Source organism: Enterobacter sp. FB (genome assembly GCF_000805795.1).
Lineage (GTDB): Bacteria > Pseudomonadota > Gammaproteobacteria > Enterobacterales > Enterobacteriaceae > Enterobacter > Enterobacter roggenkampii.
This window is the reverse complement of sequence record NZ_JSZC01000013.1, coordinates 1,835,830-1,861,623: the sequence shown is the minus strand read 5'-3', so window position 1 is coordinate 1,861,623 and position 25,794 is coordinate 1,835,830. Positions and strand designations below refer to the sequence as shown.

Below are 25,794 nucleotides of genomic sequence, written 5' to 3'. Positions count from 1 at the left end.
CATGGAAAGTAAACTGCTCGAATACTACAACCGTGAGCTGGCCTACCTGCGCGAAATGGGGGCCGAGTTTGCCGAACGCTACCCGAAAGTCGCCGGACGGCTGGGCATGCGCGGCATCGACGTGGCGGACCCGTATACCGAACGTCTGATGGAAGGGTTCGCCTTCCTGACCTCCCGCGTGCAGATGAAAATGGACGCGGAGTTTCCGCGCTTCTCCCAGCGTCTGCTGGAGATGATTGCGCCAAACTATCTTGCGCCCACGCCGTCGATGGCGATTGCGGAGATTCAGCCCGACAGCAGCCGGGGCGACCTGAGCAAGGGCTTCATGGTGCCGCGCGGCACCATGATGGACAGCCTGGCGCTGAAAAAAACCGGCGTGACCTGCAGCTATACCACGGCGCATGAGGTCAACCTGCTGCCGCTGAAAATCGACAAGGTCGAGCTGGGCGGAGTTCCCGCCGATTTGCCGCTCGCACAGCTGGGTCTGAGCCAGCGGGGGATCGGCAGCGCCCTGCGGATCCGCATCGCCTGCGACGGCCCGCAACATCTCGGTCACCTGGACTTCGACCGTCTGGAATTTTTCCTCGCCGGTCCGGATATCGAGGCGCTGAAGCTGCTGGAACTGGTGATGGAGCACCACGCCGGGATCGTCTGTCAGACGGTCAGCCCGCAGCCGCAGCGGCAGCTGCTGGCGACGGACGCGCTGCGCCAGGAGGGATTTGAGCCTGACCAGGCGCTGCTGCCGGACGATCTGCGTAACTTTGACGGCTATCGCCTGCTGCAGGAGTATTTCGCGTTTCCGGCCCGTTTCCGCTTCATTAGCCTCAGCGGCCTGAGCACGCTCATCCAGCGCTGTGAAGGTGAAAAAGCCTTCGACATCTTCATCCTGCTGGATAAGTCGGATGAACAGCTGGAGCGCGTGGTCGATGCCAGCCATCTGGCGCTGCACTGCACTCCCGTCATCAACCTGTTCCCGAAAGTTGCGGCGCGGCAGAAGCTAAATGACGGTCAGCATGAATACCATCTGGTGGTCGATAACATCCGTCCGCTGGATTATGAAATCTACGCGGTGAAAAAAATCTATGGCAGCGCGGACGGCCAGCGTGATGACCAGACGTTTCGCCCGTTCTGGAGCACCTGGAGCGGCGATGCGGGCAACTACGGGGCCTATTTTTCCCTGCGACGCGAGCAGCGCGTGCTGTCCGAGCACGCCCTGCGCTACGGCACCCGTACCGGCTATATCGGCTCGGAGGTCTTTGTCTCGCTGGTGGATCAACAGCACGCACCCTGGCAGGAAAACCTGCGCTATATCTCTGCCGAGGTGCTCTGCACCAGCCGCGACCTGCCGCTGATGCTGCAGCAGGAGCTCGGGCAGTTCATTATGGCGGACTCCATGCCGGTGAAATCCCTCACCCTGCGTAAAGGCCCGACGCCACCGCGTCCGGCGCTGGCAGAAGGGTTCAGCACCTGGCGGCTTATCAGCCAGTTGCAGATGAATTACCTCAGCCTGATGGACAGCGACAATGAGGAGGGGGCTGCCGCGCTGCGCCAGCTGTTAGGGCTGTACGCCAACCTGGCCGAAACGCCCGTGGCGCGTCAGGTGGAAGGCGTTCGTCACTGCGTGCTGGAGCCGGTTCACCGCCGCGTGCCTGAACCCGGCCCGGTGGTGTTCGCCCGCGGGATCGGCATTACCCTGACGGTGGATGAGCGAGCCTTTTCGGGGGCCAGTCCGTGGCTCTTCGGCAGCGTGATGGAGCGTCTTTTTGCCCGCCTGGTCTCCATCAACAGCTTCACTGAGTTCACCCTGAAGAGTCAGCAGCGCGGCGAGATTGGCTACTGGGCGCCGCGCATGGGTAAAAGGGCGCTGATATGAGTGACGCTGCCACTGCACCGCTGCGCGTGCATCGCCTGACGAAGCTGCCGGACGCGTTCTGGCACGGCGTCCGTGAGACGCCCTGGCGCTACGATCTGTTTCAGCTGTTAAGGCGCATTGATGCCCAGGGCGGCGAGCGCTACCCGCTGGGCCGCGCGCCGCTGCCAAAATTTGAACCGCTGCGCATTGGCCAGCAGCCGTCGATGAGTTTTGCTCCGTCGACGCTGGCCAGGGTGCGTCAGCGGGAAGAGAGCGGGCTGCATGAGGTGTCTATCCTCAGCTTCGGCCTGTTTGGCCCGAACGGCCCGCTGCCTGTCCACATGACCGAGTACGCCCGCGAGCGTATTTATCATCATCAGGACACCAGCCTGAGCGCGTTTGCCGATCTGTTCCACCATCGTCTGGCGCTGCTGTTTTACCGCGCCTGGGCGGATGCGCAGCCCACCGTCTCGCTGGACCGCGCCGATAACAAGCGCTTTGAGGGCTACCTGGCGTCGCTGATTGGTATGGGCCAGCCGGGTCAAATGGAAAACGGCAGCCTGAGCGCACACGCGCGCTTTACCCACGCCGGGCACTTGACCCGTCACGGGCGGGATCCGGAGGGGCTGGAGAAGATCCTGCGCAGCTATTTTAGGGCGCCGGTCAAACTGGTCAGCAACGTGCCGCAGTGGATGCCGCTCTCCACGCGCGAGCAGGCGCAGCTTGGGGAAGGACGCCGCATGCCGCGCCTGGGTGAGTCCGCGTTTCTCGGCGTTGCCGTCCGCGACGTGCAGCATAAGTTTCGCATCGAGATTGGCCCGCTGAGCGCGGAGGAGTACAACCGCTTTCTGCCGGGTGAAGCGTGGGTCACCGAGCTGCGCGACTGGGTGCGTCAGTACGCTGGAGTGGAGTTTGAATGGGAAACGCGGGTGATCCTGCGCAAAGACGCGGTGCAGGGCGCCACGCTCGGCAGTCATGGGCGATTAGGCTATAACACCTGGCTGGGCCTTCAGCCGCAGCCTGTCCCGCGCGGCGATCTGGTGTATCGCGCAGAGCGGTAATCCTTCCGTATACCGAATCATTGTTAATGGAAACTAACATGTCAGAAATTAGCCGTGCCGTGCTTTTCGGCAAACTGGATACGCTGTTATTTACCTCTCTGGAAAGCGCCACTGCGTTCTGCAAGCTGCGCGGCAACCCCTATGTTGAGCTGGTGCACTGGCTGCATCAGCTGATGCAGCAGCAGGATGGCGATCTGCAGCAGGTCATCCGCCACTTTGCCCTCGACGAGCAGCAGCTGACGCGCGATATCGTTGCCGCGCTGGATGTGCTTCCGCGCGGGGCGAGTTCCGTTTCCGATCTCTCCGAGCATATCGACAGCGCCGTGGAGCGCGCCTGGGTCTTCGGCTCGCTGAAGTTTGGCGTCAGCCGCATTCGCGGCGGCCATTTGCTGATCGGCATGCTGAAAACCTGGAACCTGGCCAACGTGCTGAAAGCATTTCGGCGCAGTTCACCCGCCTTAACGTCGAGGTATTGATTGAGCAGTTCGATACCATCTGCGCCAACAGCAAAGAGACGCAGCAGGCCGCTGCCGCCGTCGACGCACCGGCGGGTGCAGTACCGGCTGCTCAGGGACGCTGGCCCAGTACGGTCAGGACCTGACCGCCCGCGCCCGCGAAGGGAAGATTGACCCGGTCGTCGGGCGCGACGAGGAGATCCGCCAGATGGTCGATATCCTGATGCGCCGTCGTCAGAACAACCCGCTGCTGACCGGGGAAGCCGGAGTCGGGAAAACGGCGGTGGTGGAAGGGCTGGCGCTGCGTATCGCCGACGGCGACGTGCCGGAGCCGCTGCAGAACATTCAGCTGTGGCTGCTGGATATCGGTATGCTGCAGGCCGGTGCAGGCATGAAAGGCGAGTTTGAAGCCCGTCTGCAGGCGCTCATTAACGAAGTCCAGTCCAGCGCCACGCCGATCATTTTGTTTATCGATGAGATCCACACCCTGATTGGCGCAGGCGGCCAGCAGGGGACCGGCGATGCGGCGAACCTGCTGAAGCCAGCCCTGGCGCGCGGCCAGCTGCGCACCATCGGCGCCACCACCTGGGCAGAATACAAAAAGTACATTGAGAAAGACCCGGCGCTGACCCGTCGTTTCCAGACGGTGCAGGTTCACGAGCCGGACGAAGCGAAAGCCATTCTGATGCTGCGCAGCACCGTGTCGCCGCTGGAGACGCACCACCAGGTGTTGCTGCTCGACGAAGCGGTCAGCGCGGCGGTGAAGCTGTCCCACCGCTACATCCCGGCGCGTCAGCTGCCGGACAAAGCCGTTGCGCTGCTCGATACCGCCTGCGCCCGCGTCGCGGTCAGCCAGAGCGCGCCGCCTGCGCAGCTGGAAGACTGCCTGCGCCACCTTGCCGCGCTGGACGTGGAAATTGAGATCGCAGAACGCGAAGCGCGCGTGGGGGCCGGTGATGCCGAGCGCGTCACGGCATTACGCGCCGAACGCGACGCGTATGAGACAAAACGCGAAGCCCTGGCCCGGCGCTGGGAAGAAGAGCGCAGCCTGGTGCAGGAGATTATCCGCCTGCGCGCCGCGCTGTTCGCGGCGGGCGAAGAAGATACCGCCGAGCTGCGCGGCCAGCTGGCGGAGCAGCAGCAGGCGCTGAACGCCTTACAGGGAGACGAGCCGCTGCTGTTTGCCGCGGTGGATGAAAACGTGGTCGCCGCGGTCGTCTCTGACTGGACCGGGATCCCGCTGGGCCGGATGGTGAAAAACGAGATCGACGCGGTACTCAACCTTGCCGACACGCTGAACCAGCGCGTTATCGGCCAGCGTCACGGTCTGGACCTGATTGCCCGCCGCGTGAAAACCTCCCGGGCGAAGCTGGACGACCCGAACAAGCCGGTGGGCGTCTTTATGCTGTGCGGTCCGTCCGGCGTCGGTAAAACCGAAACCGCGCTGGCGCTCGCCGAATCCCTGTACGGCGGCGAGCAGAACGTCATCACAATCAACATGAGCGAGTTCCAGGAAGCGCACACCGTCTCCACCTTAAAAGGTGCGCCTCCGGGGTACGTAGGGTATGGTGAAGGCGGGGTATTAACCGAGGCCGTCCGCCGCCGTCCATACAGCGTCGTGCTGCTGGACGAAATTGAGAAAGCGCACCCGGACGTCCACGAGATCTTCTTCCAGGTCTTCGACAAAGGCTGGATGGAAGACGGCGAGGGGCGCCACATTGATTTCCGCAACACCATTATTATTCTGACCTCCAACGTCGGCACCGAGCTGATTAGCGCCATGTGCGCCGATCCGGACCTCATGCCGGAGCCTGAGGCCTTAAGCGGCGCGCTGCGCCAGCCGCTGCTGGAGGTGTTCCCACCGGCGCTGCTGGGCCGTCTGCTGGTGGTGCCGTACTACCCGCTCAGCGACGAGATGCTGGGGCAGATTGTTCGCCTGCAGCTTAAGCGTATTCAGCGTCGTCTGGAGGAGAATCACAGCATTATTTCTGAGTTTGACGACAGCGTGGTGGAACAGATTGTTCAGCGCTGCACCGAGGTGGAGTCCGGCGGCCGCATGGTGGATGCTATTCTGACCAACACCCTGCTGCCTCAGATGAGCCAGATCTTACTTACCGCCAGCCGCAGCGACGAACAGTACCGACGTCTGCACGTCACCTGCGAGCAGGGCGAGTTTCACTGTCAGTTTGCCGCGTAATAATCATCAAGAGAACTGTAAAAGATGACGGATAATGATAACAATCGGACTGTCCCAAACGCGCTCCCGGTCGGGTACCGCTTCAACGAGTTTGAAATCAAAGAGGTGATCGGCGGCGGCGGTTTTGGCATTGTCTATCGCGCGTGGGATCACCAGCTCGAACGCACTATCGCTATCAAAGAATTTATGCCTTCCTCGCTCGCCGTACGCGGCGACGACATGACCCTGGTGCTGCGCAGCGAGCGCTTTGGCAAAGCGTTTTCCGCAGGCCTGAACAGCTTTATCCAGGAAGCCCGTCTGCTGGCGCGCTTTAACCACCCGAACCTGCTGCACGTTCTGCGCTTCTGGGTACAAAACGACACGGCCTACATGGGGACGCTGTTTTACAGCGGCACCACGCTTTCGCGCCTGCGCGAGGAAAAGCCGGAGCTGATCAACGAAGCCTGGATCCGCCGCACGCTGCCGATGCTGTTCGGTGCAATCAAGACCATCCACGACGAAGGCTACCTGCACCGCGACATCTCTCTGGATAACATCCAAATCCAGGATAATGGCCTGCCGGTGCTGCTTGATTTCGGCTCCGCGCGCCGCACCATCGGTAACCTTTCCGATGAAACGGAAACCATGCTGCGCCCGGGCTTTGCGCCGATCGAGCAATACACCGACGACAACGAAAGCGAGCAGGGCCCGTGGACGGACATTTACGCCCTCGGCGCCGTGCTGCGTACCCTGATTGTGGGTTCTCCGCCGCCGGTCAGCGTGGTGCGCTCGATTCAGGATACCTGCAAACCGCTGGTGGAAATCATGCCGCAGGGCTATTCCATTCCGCTGCTGCAGGCCATTGACCGCGCGCTGGCGCTGCACATGGAAGACCGTCCGCAGTCCATCGACGAGTTCGCCGCGCTGATAGAGATGCCGGTCGCGGGTATCAACGATGTGCTGACGGCGAAAAAGCCCGGCACCATGCTGGTACCGGTGGAGGAAGAACAGCCGGCGTCGCTGCTCGACTGGCGTCGCTACAGGATCCCGGGCATGGTTGCCGCAGGCGTGCTGGTCGGCGTTGTCGCTGGCGCGATGCTGTTTAGCGGCGGCAAAGATGCGCCAGAGCAGGCTGCGCAGGCACCGGCAGAGACGCGTCCAACCGAAACCGCCGCGAACGCCCCAGACGTGAAGCCAGAAACGGCGAAGGTGAGCGAACCGGCGACGGCACAGCAGACGCCACCGCCTGCCGCGAGCCCTGTTGCGTTGGTCTATATCCGCATCCTCGACGGCGAAACGCTGAAAGTGAACGGCGAGCCAAAAGCGCTGCGCCCGGGAACCAACGGCTATGCATCGCTCAAGCTGCCGGCCGGTGAGGCGAAGATTGAACTGCAGGGCAACGGAAGAACGCGTGGTCAGACGCTGGATATTACCAAGCCGGGCACCTGGCTGGTGAATCCGTAGGAATATAAACAGGGGAGACTATGGAAGTGTGCGATCTTCGAAGTCTTAGGCTTCATTCAAAGGAGTACGAGAAGATTGTCTCTCCTGTTTGTGCGTTTTGAATTTATTCCAAACCCGGAGGGTTGAGTTGAAGCCAATATGTGCTCCCCCATTTTTTTAAATAACAATAACGGGCGTACACAAAACAACCTCGCTCATTTAAATAGCCATCTATGGTATTTCTGGGGAAGTATGGATCTTCTCGCAATATTGCTTTATTGCGTGAATTCAGTTCGCCAGCACAGAATTCCATTCATTTCTGACGCAAAAGCGTTTAGTGATTCGTTGCATTATTATGCAGGTGATGGTTTCAGCATTTTGGTCATGCTTTTTTTTGTGCTTGACTTACTTTTATTACTCTCTTTGTGTACTTCGGCCTTTTTATTCTTCAAGCGAAAGATCGGAGCGGTTAAACTTGCACTCGCTCAGGAATTATTTCGCTTGATTTCATTCAGATGTTCGGTCTCATTGTTCCCTCTTTTAGTAAGTATGTTTGATTTTTCAAACATCTGGTTGAATGTAGGTTTATTTGTCACATCAGAGTCACTGAAAATCTACTCTCTTGTTTTTTGGATGATCAAGAGGGAAAAGCCCCTTTCTTGAATGACGCTTTATCACAGATGCAGAACCTCTTATCTGCATCGCATAAGCTAGATGGAATAAAGATTATGCTCAACCGAATTACCGTTCAGCTCCCGGTGGAGGGGCTTCTGTTCTGGAAACTGACGGGCCGCGAGGCGATGTCCGAGTCGTTCGCGCTGACGCTGACCGTGCTCGGCACGGACGCGCGCATTGACCGCAGTAAGCTGCTGGGCCAGCCGGTCACGGTGACCATCCCGACGCAGAGCCTGCTGACGCCCCGCTATATAAACGGCAAGATTACCCGGGTGGCGGTCAGCGCCGTTGAGCTGACGGGGACCCGCTATGCGGTGTACCAGCTTACGGTGGAGCCGGACCTGTGGCCGATGAAGCGCGACCGCAACCTGCGTATCTTCCAGGGCCAGACGGTGCCGCAGATTGTGAAAACCCTGCTGGGTGAGCATCAGGTCAACGTTGAGGACAAACTCACCGGCAGCTACCGGGTGTGGGACTACTGCGTGCAGTATCAGGAGTCGAGCCTGGACTTCATTAGCCGTCTGATGGAGCTGGAGGGGATTGCGTATCACTTCCGCCATGAGGCGGACAAGCACACCCTGGTGCTGACCGATGCCGCCACGCAGTACCAGCCGTTCAGCGGCTATGAGGTTATTCCTTACCACCAGACGCCGTCCGGCGGCAGTACGGACGAAGAGGGCATCAGCCAGTGGGCGCTGGAGGACAGCGTGACGCCGGGGATATACAGCCTCGACGACTATGACTTCCGCAAGCCGAACGCGTGGCTGTTCCAGGCCCAGCAGAACCCGGCGTCGCCGACGCCGGGCAGCATTGACGTGTACGACTGGCCGGGGCGCTTTGTGGACAAGGGGCACGGGGAGTTCTATGCCCGTATCCGTCAGGAGCGCTGGCAGGTTGAGCACCAGCAGATTCAGGCCACCGCCACGGCGGCGGGGATTGCGCCCGGGCACACCTTCACCTTAACCAACGCGCCGTTCTTCAGCGACAACGGAGAGTATCTGGTCACTGCCGCGGGTTACCACCTCGAAGAGAACCGCTATGCCAGCGGCGAGGGGGAGACCATTCACCGGACCGATTTCACGGTCATTCCCGCGTCGGTGGCCTACCGTCCGGCGCAGACCACGGCGTGGCCGCGCACCTACGGCCCGCAGACGGCGAAAGTGGTGGGGCCGAAGGGCGAGAGTATCTGGACGGACAAATACGGTCGCGTGAAGGTGAAGTTCCACTGGGACCGTCTGGCGAAGGGCGATGACACCAGCTCCTGCTGGGTGCGCGTGTCGAGCGCGTGGGCGGGCCAGGGCTACGGCGGGGTGCAGATCCCGCGCGTCGGCGATGAGGTGGTGGTGGACTTTATCAACGGCGACCCGGATCGGCCGATTATTACCGGGCGCGTGTACAACGACGCGAGCATGCCGCCGTGGGCGCTGCCGGCTGCGGCGACGCAGATGGGCTTTTATAGCCGCAGCAAAGATGGCCATAAAGACAATGCCAATATTCTCCGTTTTGAAGATAAAGCCGGGCACGAGCAGATCTGGATCCATGCAGAAAAAAATATGGATACGGATATTGAAAATTCTGAAACTCATGATGTCGGTGTCGATCGTAGAAAAACCATCGGACAGGATGAGAATATTACGATTAAGCGGAACCTGAAATCAGATGTAGGTAATAATGAAACGCATAATATTGGTAACAAGCACGTTATAAACGTTGGGAAAGATCAAACCGTCTTGACCATGGATAAAGAAGGTAACGCGCTGCTGGAATCTGTGACCACGATTAAACTCAAAGTTAAAGACAACTATATTCTGATCGCCCCGGATACCATTGAGATTCACGTAGGCCAGGGCAACCTCAAAGCAGAGGCTGTGGAACAAGCCATCTTCAAAGGTGATGAGCTTACAAAACTAGGTGATGGGATCAATACCGAGCTCAAGGCAAATGATACGGTGAGTATAACGGGAACTAACCTTACCGATATTAAGGGCGCGATTGTAAAAGTTAACAGTTAATCTGCGTACAGAGAACGCTATTATGGGAAAACCAGCCGCCAGAGCGCGCATTGATTCCAGCGCACATACTGGCCCAATTCAAAGCGGAAGTCCCAACGTAATTATTGGCGGATTTCCGGCAGCACGAAAAGGCGACCCGCTTTCATGCTCCCAACATGGTCAGGGAAGTATTCTCAGTGGTTCAACAACGGTATTTGTGAACGGTTTGCCTCTCGCCAGGGAAGGTGACAAGACGGGTTGCAATACCTCAGCGACCCCTGCGGTCGCATCCACTCAACCCGCACCTCCGCAATACTGGGGCGGAACGGCGGCGAAGGATGCGGGTAAAGATGGTGCTATACATGGTGATGTTTACGACGCCCGTGTGCTTGGCGCCTATGCAAGCCTTGAAGATAAATCCGGCTTTGGAAAACCCGATACGGCTTCAGCCGGATTCGCACTTGCCGATATCACGGTCGGGAATACAAAAAGTCAGGATAAATATAAAGGCGAGGTACGTACTAAAGTAGGGGTGGCGACTGCCAGCGGCACGTTAGTGACCGATCGAGCTGATTACGGGGCGATTAATCTCAATGCAAACGCCACCGCGATACAATATGGCGCCTCGGGAAGCATTGGAAAAGAAGGGCAACAATACGGCGGCGTCGGTGGGGATGTATACCTGGCAACCGCTGAAGCGAAGGCCGTCAGTGAACTATATGACGGAAATAAAGGGCGTTATGGTTTTAATGTTGAACTTGGCGCAGAAGCCGCGGCGGTCAAAGGAGAGGCGACGGCTAAAGCCGATTTTTATGGCGTAGTCGTTGCCGATGGCAAACTTTCAGGGAGTGCAGGGAGCGCTGGCGCTTCTGCAGGCGTGGGAACCTGGATTGATAGCACTGATTATTCATTTAACCTTAAAGTGTCCGGTGAGCTTGCAGCGGCGCTCGGTCTGGGAGGGGATGCCAGTATCAAATTTGCTCTCAAACCGATCCTTGACTGGATTTATGACGATGATGAAAGTAAGCCGTCCCCAGCGGCGGGCAGTGGCGATGGTACGATTAAGACTGGCTGTGTTACAGTCCTGATAGGAGATTAAAATGTGTAAATGGGGAACGTTGTGATGCATTGGTTTTTCTTTATAGTCTTTATGATTTGGACGCTAGCGCTTATCTGGAATGGAAAAGATTTATTTAACAAAAAGCAGTGGCTCCTTGCGGGGTTAATGTTCGTTCTGGTGTTAGTGGCTACGGTCGTCATTGGCTTTACGTTGAAATGGCTTGCTCAGTCAATGTCATTATTTTCCGTCGCAACGGCCAAGCATTATTCGATCATCTTATCCATGTCTTTCCTGTGTGTTTGGGGATTAAAGATCACAGTAGTGCTGCTCTGCACGTTATTTTCCGGGATTATGGGGGGGCACAAAAGATACAACGCGGAAAATTATGAAAAATTATCGTCTATGACACGTGCCGTGGCGCCTGGCTTACTTATCTTTGCTAAAAGCTTAATTACCCTCGGAAGCTTCCTTATGTTTTCGGGTTTATGGCTTAAGTAAGCGCGACGAGTGAGGTTGCATTATGGTTGCTGAAAAACAATATTTTTTTCCTCTTGAGATGAAGGATCAGGAAAAAGAGATTCGGGAAAATTTCTGGAAATGTCTCTATACCTCTGCAGAAAAAGAGATGCTTCATTACTGGCTATTGTTACCCCAGAATGTTAAGCCAGCAGAGTTAAAGCCGATCACGTTTCAGGAGGTTGGGCTGACGAATATCGGACGATACATTGCCGATGACACCGGCCCCTATATTGAAGTCTGGGCTGCATATGAACACTGTCAGTGGGAAATGAATGCGTCAGACTGGCTTATCAATAAGCTCGATTTAATGGGTGAGAAAGTACTGAGCCAAAGGATAATTACGCATCCTTCAGGAAGCGGGAAGTTTGCGGATATCCTGTCCATTAAAACGATGCCATCGGGTGATGAGGTCGTTTCACGATATACGGTGCAGAAGGATTATAATCCCGTAAATGGTGGGGGAAATTACTTCCTTTTGAAAACGGCTTGTGCGTCAAAAGATTACAACACGATTGCCGATACTATTTTCCTGATTGCTATCAACTGGGATTTACTGCATCGCAGCAATTTGATGCTTTCAGAACTGTTGAAAACAGTCAGTCTTAGCAACAAAAATGACAGTGGATTTAAAATTCCGGATTCATGGCTGGTGAATACGCTGGATGATAATCGTCTGGTAATTGAACACACAGTAGGTAACGTCAACCATGGAGTGATTAATTTCTGTCTTTTCCGTCAGGCTGATTATCCCGCTGCGCAGGCTATTTTCGATGAAGCAACTGCGCGCTTTAACCGCCACGATAGTGCGGTCTCTCTTACCACATCGGACATTGCCAGCATCCCAAATGATATCAATCCCACGTTTACAGGCGATCTTTATAGCTGTACGGGAGAGGTAGTCAGTGCTGCTGAGAATATCAGGGCTTATTACGATATGCGTATCTTTAAAATGAATGATTTGTGGTGTTACGTTGAGGTGGTTGGGCCTCATCGTAATCATCAGGATTATTATTACGAAGCCAATAAACGATGCATGGAAATCATTCTTTCTACGTTTCGCATAGAAAAACGATGAGCTGACAAAGTTAATTCATGGCCATCTAAATAAAACCACAGAAATGTGGTTTTATTTTTTGTTTCACAGAAACAATATTATAACCGCCCTCGTTCTGAGGATTAGTTAACTTCAGGCACTGAGATCAGTTCATCGTGGAATAAAAAATCATGCTCAGCTGAACTATCGTTCAGCTCGCGGGAGTGGATATTCTGTTCTGAAAACTGACATCCCGCTATGTTAACGGCAAGATTATCCACGTGGCGAACGGTGCCGTTGAGAGAACGGGCACGCACTATGCTGTGTAACAGGTAGAAGTGGAGCATCCGCAGGTTCAGGCCACCGCCAGGGCAGTATTTGAGGTGAGTCATGAGTAAAGAAAATTACACCGCGCTGGATTATATCAATGATGCTATTGATGCAATTAATCATCGATTAGAAGAAAATCCAACATTTTCTTTATATGTTATGGCGAAGAATCAGTTGGACTATATTAAGTCTATTCTAATGGGGTCTGAGAAAGATAAAAGTAAATTGCACAAATTAAATCTTGGAGTGCTTGCGTCAAAAGAATTTGATACAACCGATGCAGAACTTGCTCAGCATTTGTCCAATGTTAATTATATAGCTTCGCAAATGGGAAAAGGATTGAAGTTTATTCTCCCTCATGAGCAAGACGTTGAGTATTTGAAAAGGCAAAAACGGTATCGCAAGTGGTAAACAACGTTTGATTAAAGGGTGCGGGATGATAGATCTTTACAGCGAAGACTCAGTAATTAATCATTATGCCGATCGTTATCGTAACTACATGCCAGTTAATGTTCGTAAGGTAATAAGAAGCAGTATTGATGATTCAAATTCCTCTCATGTATGGGATGAAGTATTACCTTTAATCACAAATGAAGATGTTTCACGCGATAAAGCACTTGGGGCGTTAGTGGGTTTGGCTGTTGGAGATGCGGTTGGCACTACTCTTGAATTTAAACGCAGAGACAGTGAACATGTGGCGGATATGATTGGTGGGGGACCTTTTCAATTAAAACCTGGTGAATGGACAGATGATACGTCCATGGCATTATGTCTGGCAGAGACTTATCTTTCAGAAAACAGAATGCACACCGATGTGCTTAGAAAATATCTCCTGAAATGGTATCTCAATGGGGAGAACAGCAGTAATGGTCGTTGTTTTGATATAGGTAAAACGACGCGATTCGCACTTGAACAATATATGCGTGTCGGACCTTCCTGGTATGGTAATACAGAGAAACACACTGCTGGTAATGCTGGGGTTATTCGTCAAGCACCGGTGTCTATCTTTCGTCGAAAATCGCTGCGTGCGATTTACTTCGAATCCCAGGCTCAGAGTCGAGCAACGCATGGCGCGGTTGAATCAATTAACGCATGCCAATTTCTCGGATTGGTATTGCACTATTTAATTAACGGTTATCAAAAAAAAGAAGCTTTTTCCCCTCATGTTTTCCCACTGTGCTCGCGTGTAATGATCATAAATGCGGGTGAGTATAAGCAAAAAACTCGCGATCAGATTCGTTCAAGTGGTTACGTTATCGATACGCTTGAGGCCGCGATGTGGTCCGTATGGAATACTGACAACTTCCGGGATGCAATTCTGCTGGCCGCCAATCTTGCCGATGATGCTGACAGTGTTGCGGCGACGGCGGGACAATTAGCGGGAGCATTATATGGTTACTCCGGTATCCCGCAGGAGTGGAAAGATAAACTCGTGCAACACGAACGTATCGCCACAATGGCAGGTGAGTTATTCGATAGAGCACCTGAGGATAATTTTTTATAGTTAGAATTAATATGGGGAAGCGAGGCGATAAAACAACTAGTACTAAGGTGTCGTATTTCAAGTTAACTGAATCTACTGCAATGAATGAAATGACAACCTTTGGTTATGTTGATAAAGCATTAACTTTAGCACAAAAGAGATATGCAGACGTCACGAATCGTCATTCTCACGCCCCGATTTTACAAATGTACGACTCTATTGTACAACAATTAATATTTCTACGGGACTTAATCGAAGGCAAGGAAAAGGATAAAGCAAAATTATGGAAAATGACTTTCGGTATGTATGCAGCGAAGGAGTTTGATAATTCTGATGAGTTGTTTTTTGAAAGATTGTCGGATGCCTGGTTTATTGTGGATCAAATACGTCGAGGGTTAAAGGTTAGGCTACCGCACGAGGTTGACGCCAATTACATAATAAAGCAACAAAACCTAAAGATGAAATATCCTGATGAATTTTAGGTTGCGATATAGAATGTAACTATATTTTAGGTGATGGATGATAGATTTACATGCTAATTTGAATGCCCTGATAAAATATGTGGATAAATATCGCGAATACTTACCGATTAGTAATCCTTCCGTCCAGCGTAGGCTTCAGTATACTTATGATAATAAACACTTAGAATCATCCTTAAATAGTGATGTACAAAAACAATGGGACTTAACACCTTCATGTAATATCTCAGTAGCGGAATCACGGGATCGTGCTGTCGGTGCGCTTATTGGTCTTGCTGTTGGAGATGCCGTAGGTACAACGCTCGAATTTTTACCTCGCGACAAAGCACACGTCAAAGGTATGACAGGTGGTGGCCCGTTTCGACTTCGCGCAGGCGAATGGACAGATGATACATCCATGGCACTTTGTCTTGCGGAAACCCTTCTTGAGAAGGGTGATGCTGATACTATATGCTTCAGGAATAAGCTTCTGGGCTGGTATCAGCATGGTTATAACAGTTCAAATGGCATCTGTTTTGATATAGGTAATACAACTCGATTTGCTTTAGAGCAATATTTAACTGTTGGTCCTGGGTGGAGCGGTAATACTGCGCCAGAAACTGCAGGTAATGCATCCATTATCAGACAAGCACCTGTCTCAATTTTTTTTAGAAAATCATTAAACAAAGCGTTTTATGAAGCTAAAAAACAAAGTATCGCAACACACGGTGCCGCGGAAGCAATAAATAGCACTCAGTATTTAAGTTATTTGCTTGTGCATATGATTAATGGTAGCAACAAAGATTTTATTTTTTCTCCGCATGTCATGCCGCTTCAGCCACGTGTAATGATCATTAACGCGGGTGAGTATAAGCAAAAAACTCGCGATCAGATTCGTTCAAGTGGTTATGTTATCGATACGCTTGAGGCCGCGATGTGGTCCGTATGGAATACTGATAATTTCCGGGATGCAATTCTGCTGGCCGCCAATCTTGCCGATGACGCTGACAGCGTTGCGGCAACGGCGGGACAAATAGCGGGAGCATTATATGGTTATTCCGCTATTCCGCAGGAGTGGAAAAATAAACTCGTACAACATGAACGTATCGCCAAAATGGCTGGTGAATTGTTCGATAGAGCCCCTGAAGACACTTTCTTGTAACTGTTTATCTCGATGAAAATTCAGGAAAAGTGGTTTTTTTGGCATGAGAAGTCAATCTTACAGCTACTCATTATCAAACCAGCAGCGTTTACGCTTTGCGTATTGAAATGAGTTAACTTCTGGCACTGAGATTAGTCCATAGTGGAATAAAGATTATGCTCAACCGAATTACCGTTCAGCTCCCGGTGGAGGGGCTTCTGTTCTGGAAACTGACGGGCCGCGAGGCGATGTCCGAGTCGTTCGCGCTGACGCTGACCGTGCTCGGCACGGACGCGCGCATTGACCGCAGTAAGCTGCTGGGCCAGCCGGTCACGGTGACCATCCCGACGCAGAGCCTGCTGACGTCCCGCTATATTAACGGCAAGATTACCCGCGTGGCGGTCAGCGCCGTTGAGCTGACGGGGACCCGCTATGCGGTGTACCAGCTTACGGTGGAGCCGGACCTGTGGCCAATGAAGCGCGACCGTAACCTGCGTATTTTCCAGGGCCAGACGGTGCCGCAGATTGTGAAAACCCTGCTGGGTGAGCATCAGGTCAACGTTGAGGATAAACTCACCGGCAGCTACCGGGTGTGGGACTACTGCGTGCAGTATCAGGAGTCGAGCCTGGACTTCATCAGCCGTCTGATGGAGCTGGAGGGGATTGCGTATCACTTCCGCCATGAGGCGGACAAGCACACCCTGGTGCTCACCGACGCCGCCACGCAGTACCAGCCGTTCAGCGGCTATGAGGTTATTCCTTACCACCAGACGCCGTCCGGCGGCAGTACGGATGAAGAGGGCATCAGCCAGTGGGCGCTGGAGGACAGCGTGACGCCGGGGATTTACAGCCTCGACGACTATGACTTCCGCAAGCCGAACGCGTGGTTGTTCCAGGCCCAGCAGAACCCGGCGTCGCCGACGCCGGGCAGCATTGACGTGTACGACTGGCCGGGGCGCTTTGTGGACAAGGGGCACGGGGAGTTCTATGCCCGTATCCGTCAGGAGCGCTGGCAGGTTGAGCACCAGCAGATTCAGGCCACCGCCACGGCGGCGGGGATTGCGCCCGGGCACACCTTCACCTTAACCAACGCGCCGTTCTTCAGCGACAACGGAGAGTATCTGGTCACTGCCGCGGGTTACCACCTCGAAGAGAACCGCTATGCCAGCGGCGAGGGGGAGACCATTCACCGGACCGATTTTACGGTCATCCCGTCGGCGGTGGCCTACCGTCCGGCGCAGACCACGGCGTGGCCGCGCACCTACGGCCCGCAGACGGCGAAAGTGGTGGGGCCGAAGGGCGAGAGTATCTGGACGGACAAATACGGTCGCGTGAAGGTGAAGTTCCACTGGGACCGTCTGGCGAAAGGCGATGACACCAGCTCCTGCTGGGTGCGCGTGTCGAGCGCGTGGGCGGGCCAGGGCTACGGCGGGGTGCAGATCCCGCGCGTGGGCGATGAGGTGGTGGTGGACTTTATCAACGGCGACCCGGACCGGCCGATTATTACCGGGCGCGTGTACAACGACGCGAGCATGCCGCCGTGGGCGCTGCCGGCTGCGGCGACGCAGATGGGCTTTATGAGCCGCACAAAAGACGGTTCCGTGGACAATGCCAACGCCCTGCGGTTTGAGGATAAAGCGGGTGCAGAGCAGGTGTGGATCCAGGCCGAGCGTAACATGGACACCAGCGTTAAAAATGATGAAACGCACAGCGTCGGCGGAGCGCGCAGCCATTACGTGAAGAAAAATGAACTGCATCGCGTGGAAGCGAATCAGACCCAGGCCGTGAAAGGTGGCACCGAGATCCTGACGGGGAAAGGTAAGCTGGATGCGGCGGTGGAGCAGTATGTTATCGCTTCCGGGACGAAGCTGCGGTTGGTCTCTGGTGAGAGCGCCATTGAACTCAACGCGAACGGCAAGATTAACCTGATCGGCAAAGAGTTTAACTTCTTTGTCGAGGGGGATGGGTATATCACCACGGGCGGTAAGCTGCATCTGAACACGTCGGGAACCAAGCCGGGCACGACGGCGCCGGGATCGGGGCATAAAGGGGATATTGATGCGGCGGTGCAGGCGAAATTTACGCCAAAAGATGAGTAAGGCCGGTGCGGTACTTATCGCATTATTAACGACGGGAATGGCTGAAGGAGACGCTCAGAAAAAGGATCTTTGGATGTTCATTTCCGGGATGAGCGCATCGCTTAAGACGTTATCCGTTACAACCCTTAGTAATGCGCCGTTATCGTTTAAGATGACCAGGCAAAATGAATATATCAATTTCTACAATGCCGACGATATCAAACTCGCTGATGGGACGAACATAACCGCAATTGAGTTACGTTTAAGCAAAGATAACGACGGCATGGCGCCTTTACTGAATTTTTCACCCTCCTCAGGTCAATGCATAACGCTTGATACCGTTAAAAAGCGCTATCCGCAGTTGAGGTTAACTGATTATCCGCGCGGCCGTTCGGAGAACGAAGTGACCAGCTATACAGCCCGAAAAGATATGAATGGACAAAAGGTGAGCTTCAGTTTCACCGTGAAAAATCCTCACTGTCTGGGTTCAGTCGTCATTAGCGCAGACTAAGAAATACTGCACTCATGTCCTGGCGGTTTCTTCTGGATGATAATTGCAATACACATTCAATAAATGACGATTAACGTGAAAAAACACACGCCGACATTTCTTTTTTCTGCCCTGATGTTTACCTGTCTCGGCAGCAATGTGGTTTTGGCTCAGGTGATGCCTCCCGTTCTGACAAAACGGGATTTTTCTGTGCAGATCAAAGACCAGCCTGTCGCATTGGGCGACCGATGGTCTCCTGATAGTGCCGGTAAAATTGATGTGCCGTGGGAAGGCAACTTTGTCGGTGAGGTTCCTTTTGACGGAACGAACTATAAATTCTACCAGCATCAAAGGGCTGGGTTAGAAATATTCAGTTCCAATCTCTGGTGGGATAAAGCTGAACGAAGCGTTGATGATTATATCGTGTCGCAGATTACGCTGACTGCCGAAGACTTCGCAACGCCGCGGGGTGTCCATGTGGGTTCAACAACCAGAGAGCTGAACAACGCATACGGCAATGGCCTTGTTGAAAATGATTCAGGGACCCAGTGGGTTTCCTATGCGTTGGGTAAAAAAGTACTCTCTTTTGAGATGAAGGGCGGCAACGTTGTGAAAATAACAATGAATTACGATAATGGTTCTTCAGAGTAAATTATGTCCAATAAATTTTTAGCATCCGCATTGTGCGCGGCTTTATTGGCTGGCGTCGTTGAAACCTCTACGGCACTTGAATTATCGCAATACAATAAGCTCGATACGGTAAGTCGCATCGTTAATGATAGCGAAGTGACAGACATTCTCAGGAAAACGCTGGGAAATCATTACCAGGCCTTTATTGATAACTTTGATGTCTTTGGCGAACCGCATACCACTCCAGGTGGAGGATTGTTTGTTGAGGGCTGGCTAAAGGATCTCTACCAGGAAAATGCCTCAGCGCTGGTTATCAATCCTGACGGCAGAATCTTCGCGGCCTGGGTGGTTCCAGAATCAAACGTTATCCATTACCAGTCCTCTGATAATAGTCAGCCGATTAATGCCGATATTCAGCAATGGGCCGCCAGGTTCAATACGATGCAGTTTGCAGCGAACAGCCAATCGAGACCTGCGTTTGACGGGGTTTGGGCAGGCGGGGTTGGCAACGACTCGACGTTAACCCTGCAGTTAGCTGAATCAGGCAACCGTATCACCGGGTCTTATTGCTATATCTCCCAGAGAGGAAACCGCATCGACTGCCCGGAAGATGATGAGCGAAATCTTAGCGGTACGATCGCGGGAAACCGTGTGAACGTTGAGTTCAACTCATCGTTTGGCGGCGCAGGCGGACGGGCTGTTCTGGAAATAAAGGGGAGTGAGATGGAATGGCGTTTAGTTACTCCTCCTCAAAAAGGAAATTATTATGCTCCGCAGCGTTATACGTTACGTAAAGCCGCTTCGGTTCAAAACGCTGAAACCAGAAAACTGGACACCGAAAGGTTCGCTATTTCTCTTATAAATAAGTGCGGTCATTTTGATAGCGAATGTGATCAGATGGTCTATCTCGGCGTGCGCAAAAGCGATAACAGTACGATCTCCTTAAGGGGAAAAACGTTGCACGACTCCGCAGGTAAAATAATCGGCTCAACCTACAAGAATGGCGAGATCTCTTATACCGTGACGTATGCACCCGTGAAATTGGTTGTCAGCAAAGGCAGCCATGTTTTAGTCGAACAATCAGGTCAATGGCGTAAATAATAAAACAGCCAGCCAAAGGGCCAACATGGATTGGCCTTTTTGTTTCTCTCAATATTAATCATCCCGAGTTCACTTATGAAATACACCCTCCAGGAAGGTTCATTTTCCCTTTTTCCTGCTGCCTGGCAGGATAACAGCATGAACATTATTCGCGATGACGAAAGCGGGCTGTCCGTGGTGGTCAGCCGCGGCGTGATTCCCGATGGCAGCGACTACGAACAAGAGTTTCACCGCCAGTGGGATGTGTTGCGTCCTCAGATGGGTGAGATCGCCCAGAGCGAATTCCGGAACGTAAACGCCGGGCCTGACGGAAAAATTAGCGGGCTGGAAGTTGAGACCACCTTTGACCGTAACGGACAGCGCCTGTGGCAAAAACAGCTGGCCGTGCAGACGCCGGGCAAACCGATATTGATGATTTTTACCCTCTCGGCATTAAGAGCCTTTACCGAAGAGGACGAGGTGCGCTGGAGCGCGCTTAAGCAGAGTCTGACGCTAAACGACAACCGGAATGTGTAAGGCATGAGCGATAACAACGCGGCCCGTAAGGGCGACGAGATTATTCACTCCAGCATTTTTGCTGATATCACCAGCATTGTGGCGGAAGGTGCCGCCTATGCGGTGATCGGTGCGGCAGTGGGGCTGGCGGCTACGGCCGCCGCGCCACTCCTCGGTGCCGGAGCCGCCGCAGCGGGCGTGGCGGCGATTGGGTCCAGCTGTCTGTTAAGCGGGATTATCGGTGGCGTGCTGGCGAACGTGGCGGGGATCACCGACGATATCAGCAACGTCGCGGAAGGGTTAGGCAATGCGCTTTTCCCGCCGTCGCCTGCGGGTAAAATTACCACCGGTTCGAACAACGTACTGACCAACGCAATCCCTGCCGCGCGCGCGGCAGGCACGCTCACGCCCGCCGATACACCGTCCCCTGAGCCGCAGTCGCCGGGCAGCTTTGCCGATTACGCGGGCATGCTGCTTTCCGCCGCCGGACAGTTTGGCAGCGAAATGTGGCAGCCGAGCGTTGCCTCAGCCGCCGCGGGAACCTCGCCGCTGGAAGAGGACAAGGTGGCGTGTGAAAAGCACTCCGGGCCACAGTATCTGGCGGAAGGCTCCAAAAGCGTCTTTATCAACGGGCAGCCCGCGGTGCGTGCGAAAGATCGCACCACCTGCGAAGGCACCGTTTCCGACGACGTCTCCCCGAACGTGATCATCGGCGGGGACACGCTCACGGTCCGCGATATTAAAAGCGGTAAAACGCCGGGTCTGGCGCTGGGGATGATTGCGCTCTCCCTGCTGCGCGGGCGTCCGGGCAAGATCCTCAAAAACATGCCCTGCGCGCTGGCCGCGGCCGGCGGCGGGATGCTGGCGGATATGGCGGTCAACGCCGTGTTTGGCTCCTCGCATCCGGTCCATGCCGCCACCGGCGTGAAGGTGCTGAACGACGACGACGAGCTCGACTTCTCGCTGCCGGGGCGCTTCCCGCTTCGCTGGCAGCGCAGCTACAACAGCCTGACCACCCGCGAAGGGCTGTTCGGCCTGGGCTGGGCAACGACCTTTGACAGCTATCTCTCGCTGGAAGATAACAATGCCACCTGGTTCGACGAAACCGGGCGCGAGCTGAGCTTTGAACTGCCGCCTGTCGACCGCGCGTTTTACAGCATCAGCGAAGGCATCATTATCCGCCGCAATGAGAACGGCGACGTGGCGATTGCCGACGATGACGGCGCGGTGTGGCGTCTGTATAAACCGACCCGCGCGAATCCCTCCATCCTGCGTCTGGCCTCCCTCAGCGACGAATACGACAACGCGTTGCTGACGGAGTGGGACGAGCACGGCAGGCTGGTTGGTATCCATGATGAGCCGCGGGCCATCGACGTCACCCTGCGCTATGAAGATGAGCGCTTCCCGCTGCGCGTGACCGCAGCCAGCCATTTCGACGGCAACCAAACCTGGCCGCTGATGCAGTGGGGCTACGATGCGCGCGGCCAGTTGGCGAGCGCGACGGACGCCTCCGGCGTGGTGACGCGTGAATACCGTTACAACGACCACGGCCTGATGGTCTGGCACCGGATGCCGGGCGGGCTGGAGAGCGAATACCGCTGGCAAAAATTCGACCACTGGCGCGTGGTGGAAAACCGCACCAGCACCGGCGACGGCTGCCGCTTTAGCTACGATTTGGCCGCCGGGCTGACGACCGTCGAGCACTACGATGGTCAGACGCGCCGCCACTACTGGAACGCGCAGAATCTGATTGTCCGCTACGTTGACGAGCGCGGTGAAAACTGGCGCTACGAGTGGGATGATAACGAGCTTCTGACGCGTCGCATCGATCCGCTCGGCAACGCCGTCACCTTCGTCTACGACGAGATGGGCAACCGGGTGGAGGAGACCGATGCCGACGGCAATACACGCACCACCACCTGGCTGGAGCACCGCGCGCTTCCCGCGGCCATTATCGAAGCCGACGGCAGCGCCACCCGGTTCTGGTACGACGAACATCACGGGCTGAAGCGCGTGGTGGACCCGATGGGGCAGACAACGCAGCTGCGCCGGGACGCGTTCGGCCAGGTCGTGGAAGAGGTCGATGCCGCAGGCAACAGCCGCTACCAGGAGTACAACGAGGCCGGGCAGATTGTCCGTTCGACGGACTGTTCCGGGCGTATTACCCGCTATCGCTATCATCCGCTGGGCTGGCTGGTGGCTGAGACTGGCGCCGACGGTGAAGAGACGCGCTACCGCTACGACGCCGCAGGGCGTCCGGTGCAGCTCGATCGCCCGGAAGGCTGGACGGAATCGCTCAAATGGAACGAACGTGGCCTGCCGGTGAAGCATGCGGGTGCTGACGGGAAAGAAAGTGAGTTCAGATACGACGAGGCGGGGCGCTTAACCGCCACCCGTAATACGCAGGGTGAAGAAGTGCGACGCCGCTGGGACAGCCGCGGGCGTCTGATTGCCCTGGAAAACGAGAACGGCGAAGCGTATCAGTTCCGCTGGGGGCCAGACTCGCTGCTGCTGGAAGAGGTGGGGCTCGATGGCGTAGCCTCGCAGTATCGCTATGATGCCTGCGGGCGCACGATTGCGCGCACCTTTGCCGCCGGTCATCCGGAGGCTATTACCCACGCCTTCGCCTGGAGCGCGAGCGGCCAGCTGGTCGCCCGCACCACGCCGGAAGGGCAGACCCGCTACCATTACACGCCGTCCGGGCTATTAAGCCGGATTGGTCTGCATCCTGCGCTTTCAGCCGACGCGTGGACCACCGAGGCAGAGCAGGAGCTCGCCTTTGAGTATGACGCGCTCGGTCGCGTGACGCGCGAAGCGGGCGAGCACGGTGAGCTGGCGTGGGAGTATGACGCGCTGGGCAACCGCACCTCCGTCACGCTGCCCGATGGTCGCGAGCTGAAGCAGTTCTACTACGGCAGCGGGCATTTGCTCAGCATTGCTCTCGATAAGCTGTCGGTCTCCGATTTTACTCGCGACGAACTCCACCGTGAGACCAGCCGCACCCAGGGGCTGTTGACCACCCGCAGCGAGTACGACCGCCTCGGCCGACTGCACCGCCGGGACGTCTTTACCGGCAATGCGCAACGCCCGTCGCCGCGCCGCTGGTCCCGCCGCTGGGATTACGACTACCGCAATAATCTGGTGCGCGAAGAGCGGGACGATAACCCGTTCAGCTGGTACCGCTGGCAGTACGACAGCGCCGGGCGCCTGCTCGTTCAGGACGGCACGCTGCCGGGTCAGGAGCAGTGGCGCTGGGATGCAGCCGGTAACCCGCTCTACGGATCTGCTGAGAAGGTTACACACAACCGCCTGACGCAGCTGAACGGCATTCGCTGGCGTTATGACATCCACGGCCGCACCGTTGAAAAGGATAACGGCCAGACCCGCTGGCACTACCGCTACGACGGCGAACATCGCCTGACGGAAGTCATCAGCCAGCCGCGGGATCGCAACAAACCGCAGACGCAGGTCAGCTTCCGCTACGATCCGCTCGGTCGCCGCATCAGCAAAACGCGCCGCCAGATGCTGGGCGGACAGCCAACCGGCAAGCCGGTCACCACCCGGTTTGTCTGGGAAGGGTTCCGCCTGCTGCAGGAGGTGCACGGGGATGTGCCGCTGACCTACGTTTACAGCGATCAGGACAGTTACGACCCGCTGGCGCGTATTGACGGCGTTGATGCCCCGGAGATTTTCTGGTTCCACTGCCAGCCCAACGGCACGCCGGAGCGGATGACGGATATCGAAGGGCAGGTACGCTGGGAAGGTGTGAACGGCGCCTGGGGCAAGCTGCTGCGGGAAAGCGAGACGCAGATATCAGGATATTCTCAGAACCTGCGCATGCAGGGGCAATACCTGGACCGTGAGACAGGGCTGCACTACAATCTGTTCCGGTATTATGACCCGGACTGCGGAAGGTTTACGCAGCAGGACCCGATAGGGCTGGCGGGGGGAATAAACCTTTACCAGTATGCGCCGAATGCGCTGGGGTGGGTGGATCCGTGGGGGCTATCTAATAGCGGTATATTAGATAAAGCTATGGCTGGTAAAGTTGGTGATAGACTTTCTGCTCACCATGTTATACCCGTTGAGGTGTGGAAAGAGAACCAATCATTCTTCAATAATATTGGTATCGGAAAAGACATGAACTCTGCATTTAATGGTATTCATGTTCCAGGTAGTGCATCAGCGATGAAACAAGATGCAGGGAAAGGTATGGATGTTTTCCATAGTAGTAATCATCATAACTATAGTGACATTGTCCGTCAGCGCATTGCTCGTGTTGAGCAACGATATAATTCTGGAAGATTGGATGCTAAAGGGGCGAGGATAGCTATAAGGCGGATCCAGATTGATATGAAGAATAAAATTTGGATGGGACATGTTCCCACAACAAAATGCAGGAGAATGAATTAATGTCCTATTATGTGATCATGAATGACTTTGAATCATCACTCATGCCAAGAAATTTACAGGGCATGGTTGATGAAAGATTACAGATCAATGAAAACTGGGAAATAGAAGGCTCTGCATTTTCCTTCCCTTATCGAATAACAGACGATGCATGCCCAGACCGTATTTATTTGTTGTGCAATAAAAATGTTGGGGCTTTGAAATTTGACTATTATAAAAAAGACTTTGGACACTTGATGGGTAAGTCTTTATTTTCAATTTTTGAAAATTATAAGCACAATGTTTTTTTGGCCGAGATATAACACCAGTTTCGATTGGGAATGGTCAAGTTCTTCGGGATGATTTTAAATATGTATATTTTCCAGGCGGCGATGTTATAGATGAGGATAAATCTATTCTCGAAGAGGATAAGTTCGGAGATATCATACCTTTTAAAATTGAATTCAATGATGATGCGCTTGAATATGATATACTTTCGTTGAACGACACATTGTTAGGTGGTTTTATTATTGTTAAACAAGAGGTCAAGGAAGTTATAGAAAGTAAAGGATTCCGGGGGGTGAAACTTGTTCCACTGGAAAATGCTTTAGACGTTTTCTGTGAAGATTATTTCTACGAAATAGACTCAAATCGTAAAAGAAAGGGCAATAAACTACCTTAATATTGAAGGGTGTCGTGCCATTATTGATTCTTTGTTTTTCTTTTTTAATGGCGCGAAGAAGTTCTTTGGATTATGGGTACATTTTTCAACTATGGGTCATAGTAATTTTAAGAGTAGCCAATAATGTTAACTCTTAAAGAGGAATAATGCATATAAAAAATACTATCCAAGACTTTGTTAACAAATTCAAAATGAATGATTTAAATATGGGAGAGATAGTATATACAGACGATGAGAATGAAATTTCTTTTC

Annotated in this window: 20 protein-coding genes and 1 pseudogene; all 21 read left to right on the top strand. The window is 54.3% G+C overall.

The window, feature by feature from the left end; genetic code table 11:
- Position 1 precedes the first annotated feature (1 nt).
- The 21 genes and pseudogenes from tssF (at position 2) to PI91_RS26550 (ending at position 25,542) form a co-directional block, all read left to right on the top strand.
- Positions 2-1,873, top strand: a complete 1,872-nt coding sequence (tssF, locus tag PI91_RS15825; RefSeq protein WP_039266574.1) for a type VI secretion system baseplate subunit TssF — start codon at positions 2-4, stop codon at positions 1,871-1,873.
- The gene (gene tssG, locus PI91_RS15820) at positions 1,870-2,913 is read left to right on the top strand and encodes a type VI secretion system baseplate subunit TssG (protein WP_039266573.1); all 1,044 of its coding nucleotides are present in this window, start codon (positions 1,870-1,872) and stop codon (positions 2,911-2,913) included. The genes tssF and tssG overlap by 4 nt, the downstream gene beginning before the upstream one ends.
- Before the next feature lie 38 nt (positions 2,914-2,951).
- Positions 2,952-5,565: pseudogene (tssH, locus tag PI91_RS15815) on the top strand (type VI secretion system ATPase TssH).
- A 24-nt stretch (positions 5,566-5,589) separates the two neighbouring features.
- The gene (locus PI91_RS15810; RefSeq protein WP_023325467.1) at positions 5,590-7,008 is read left to right on the top strand and encodes a serine/threonine-protein kinase; all 1,419 of its coding nucleotides are present in this window, start codon (positions 5,590-5,592) and stop codon (positions 7,006-7,008) included.
- Positions 7,009-7,239: 231 nt separating this feature from the next.
- Positions 7,240-7,650 carry a hypothetical protein gene (locus PI91_RS15805; protein ID WP_232764415.1) on the top strand — a complete coding sequence of 137 codons (411 nt, stop codon included), beginning with the start codon at positions 7,240-7,242 and terminating at the stop codon, positions 7,648-7,650.
- A 65-nt stretch (positions 7,651-7,715) separates the two neighbouring features.
- The gene (locus PI91_RS15800) at positions 7,716-9,674 is read left to right on the top strand and encodes a type VI secretion system Vgr family protein (RefSeq protein WP_039266571.1); all 1,959 of its coding nucleotides are present in this window, start codon (positions 7,716-7,718) and stop codon (positions 9,672-9,674) included.
- Between the two features lie 22 nt (positions 9,675-9,696).
- Positions 9,697-10,752: a PAAR domain-containing protein gene (locus PI91_RS15795; RefSeq protein WP_039266570.1), complete on the top strand. Its 1,056-nt coding sequence runs from the start codon at positions 9,697-9,699 to the stop codon at positions 10,750-10,752.
- A 24-nt stretch (positions 10,753-10,776) separates the two neighbouring features.
- On the top strand, positions 10,777-11,211 hold the full coding sequence (locus PI91_RS15790; protein ID WP_028013479.1) for a hypothetical protein: 435 nt from the start codon (positions 10,777-10,779) through the stop codon (positions 11,209-11,211).
- Positions 11,212-11,233: 22 nt separating this feature from the next.
- Positions 11,234-12,307, top strand: coding sequence for a hypothetical protein (locus PI91_RS15785; protein ID WP_039266569.1), 1,074 nt, complete (start codon positions 11,234-11,236; stop codon positions 12,305-12,307).
- A gap of 348 nt (positions 12,308-12,655) precedes the next feature.
- Positions 12,656-13,006, top strand: coding sequence for an immunity protein Tsi6 family protein (locus PI91_RS15775; protein WP_039266567.1), 351 nt, complete (start codon positions 12,656-12,658; stop codon positions 13,004-13,006).
- A gap of 25 nt (positions 13,007-13,031) precedes the next feature.
- On the top strand, positions 13,032-14,099 hold the full coding sequence (gene tri1, locus PI91_RS15770) for an ADP-ribosylarginine hydrolase Tri1 (RefSeq protein WP_039266566.1): 1,068 nt from the start codon (positions 13,032-13,034) through the stop codon (positions 14,097-14,099).
- An 80-nt stretch (positions 14,100-14,179) separates the two neighbouring features.
- The gene (locus PI91_RS15765) at positions 14,180-14,560 is read left to right on the top strand and encodes an immunity protein Tsi6 family protein (RefSeq protein WP_039266935.1); all 381 of its coding nucleotides are present in this window, start codon (positions 14,180-14,182) and stop codon (positions 14,558-14,560) included.
- Between the two features lie 37 nt (positions 14,561-14,597).
- Positions 14,598-15,698 carry an ADP-ribosylarginine hydrolase Tri1 gene (gene tri1 / locus PI91_RS15760; RefSeq protein WP_039266565.1) on the top strand — a complete coding sequence of 367 codons (1,101 nt, stop codon included), beginning with the start codon at positions 14,598-14,600 and terminating at the stop codon, positions 15,696-15,698.
- 155 nt (positions 15,699-15,853) lie between these two features.
- A complete protein-coding gene (locus PI91_RS15755) occupies positions 15,854-17,776 on the top strand; it encodes a type VI secretion system Vgr family protein (protein ID WP_039266564.1) in 1,923 nt (640 codons plus the stop codon).
- Complete coding sequence (locus tag PI91_RS15750) at positions 17,769-18,266, top strand: hypothetical protein (RefSeq protein ID WP_072204174.1); 498 nt, start codon at positions 17,769-17,771, stop codon at positions 18,264-18,266. The genes PI91_RS15755 and PI91_RS15750 overlap by 8 nt, the downstream gene beginning before the upstream one ends.
- 75 nt (positions 18,267-18,341) lie before the next feature.
- A complete protein-coding gene (locus PI91_RS15745) occupies positions 18,342-18,896 on the top strand; it encodes a hypothetical protein (RefSeq protein WP_224162624.1) in 555 nt (184 codons plus the stop codon).
- Positions 18,897-18,899: 3 nt separating this feature from the next.
- Entirely contained in the window at positions 18,900-19,976 is a 1,077-nt protein-coding gene (locus tag PI91_RS15740) for a hypothetical protein (RefSeq protein ID WP_039266562.1), read from the top strand.
- Between the two features lie 75 nt (positions 19,977-20,051).
- Positions 20,052-20,492, top strand: a complete 441-nt coding sequence (locus PI91_RS15735) for a DcrB-related protein (protein WP_032652285.1) — start codon at positions 20,052-20,054, stop codon at positions 20,490-20,492.
- 3 nt (positions 20,493-20,495) lie between these two features.
- On the top strand, positions 20,496-24,884 hold the full coding sequence (locus PI91_RS15730; protein WP_039266561.1) for an RHS repeat-associated core domain-containing protein: 4,389 nt from the start codon (positions 20,496-20,498) through the stop codon (positions 24,882-24,884).
- Positions 24,884-25,183: an Imm43 family immunity protein gene (locus PI91_RS26555; protein ID WP_255355291.1), complete on the top strand. Its 300-nt coding sequence runs from the start codon at positions 24,884-24,886 to the stop codon at positions 25,181-25,183. Before PI91_RS15730 ends, PI91_RS26555 begins: the two co-directional genes overlap by 1 nt.
- Positions 25,180-25,542, top strand: a complete 363-nt coding sequence (locus PI91_RS26550; RefSeq protein WP_369804041.1) for an Imm43 family immunity protein — start codon at positions 25,180-25,182, stop codon at positions 25,540-25,542. Before PI91_RS26555 ends, PI91_RS26550 begins: the two co-directional genes overlap by 4 nt.
- The last annotated feature ends 252 nt before the right edge of the window (positions 25,543-25,794 follow it).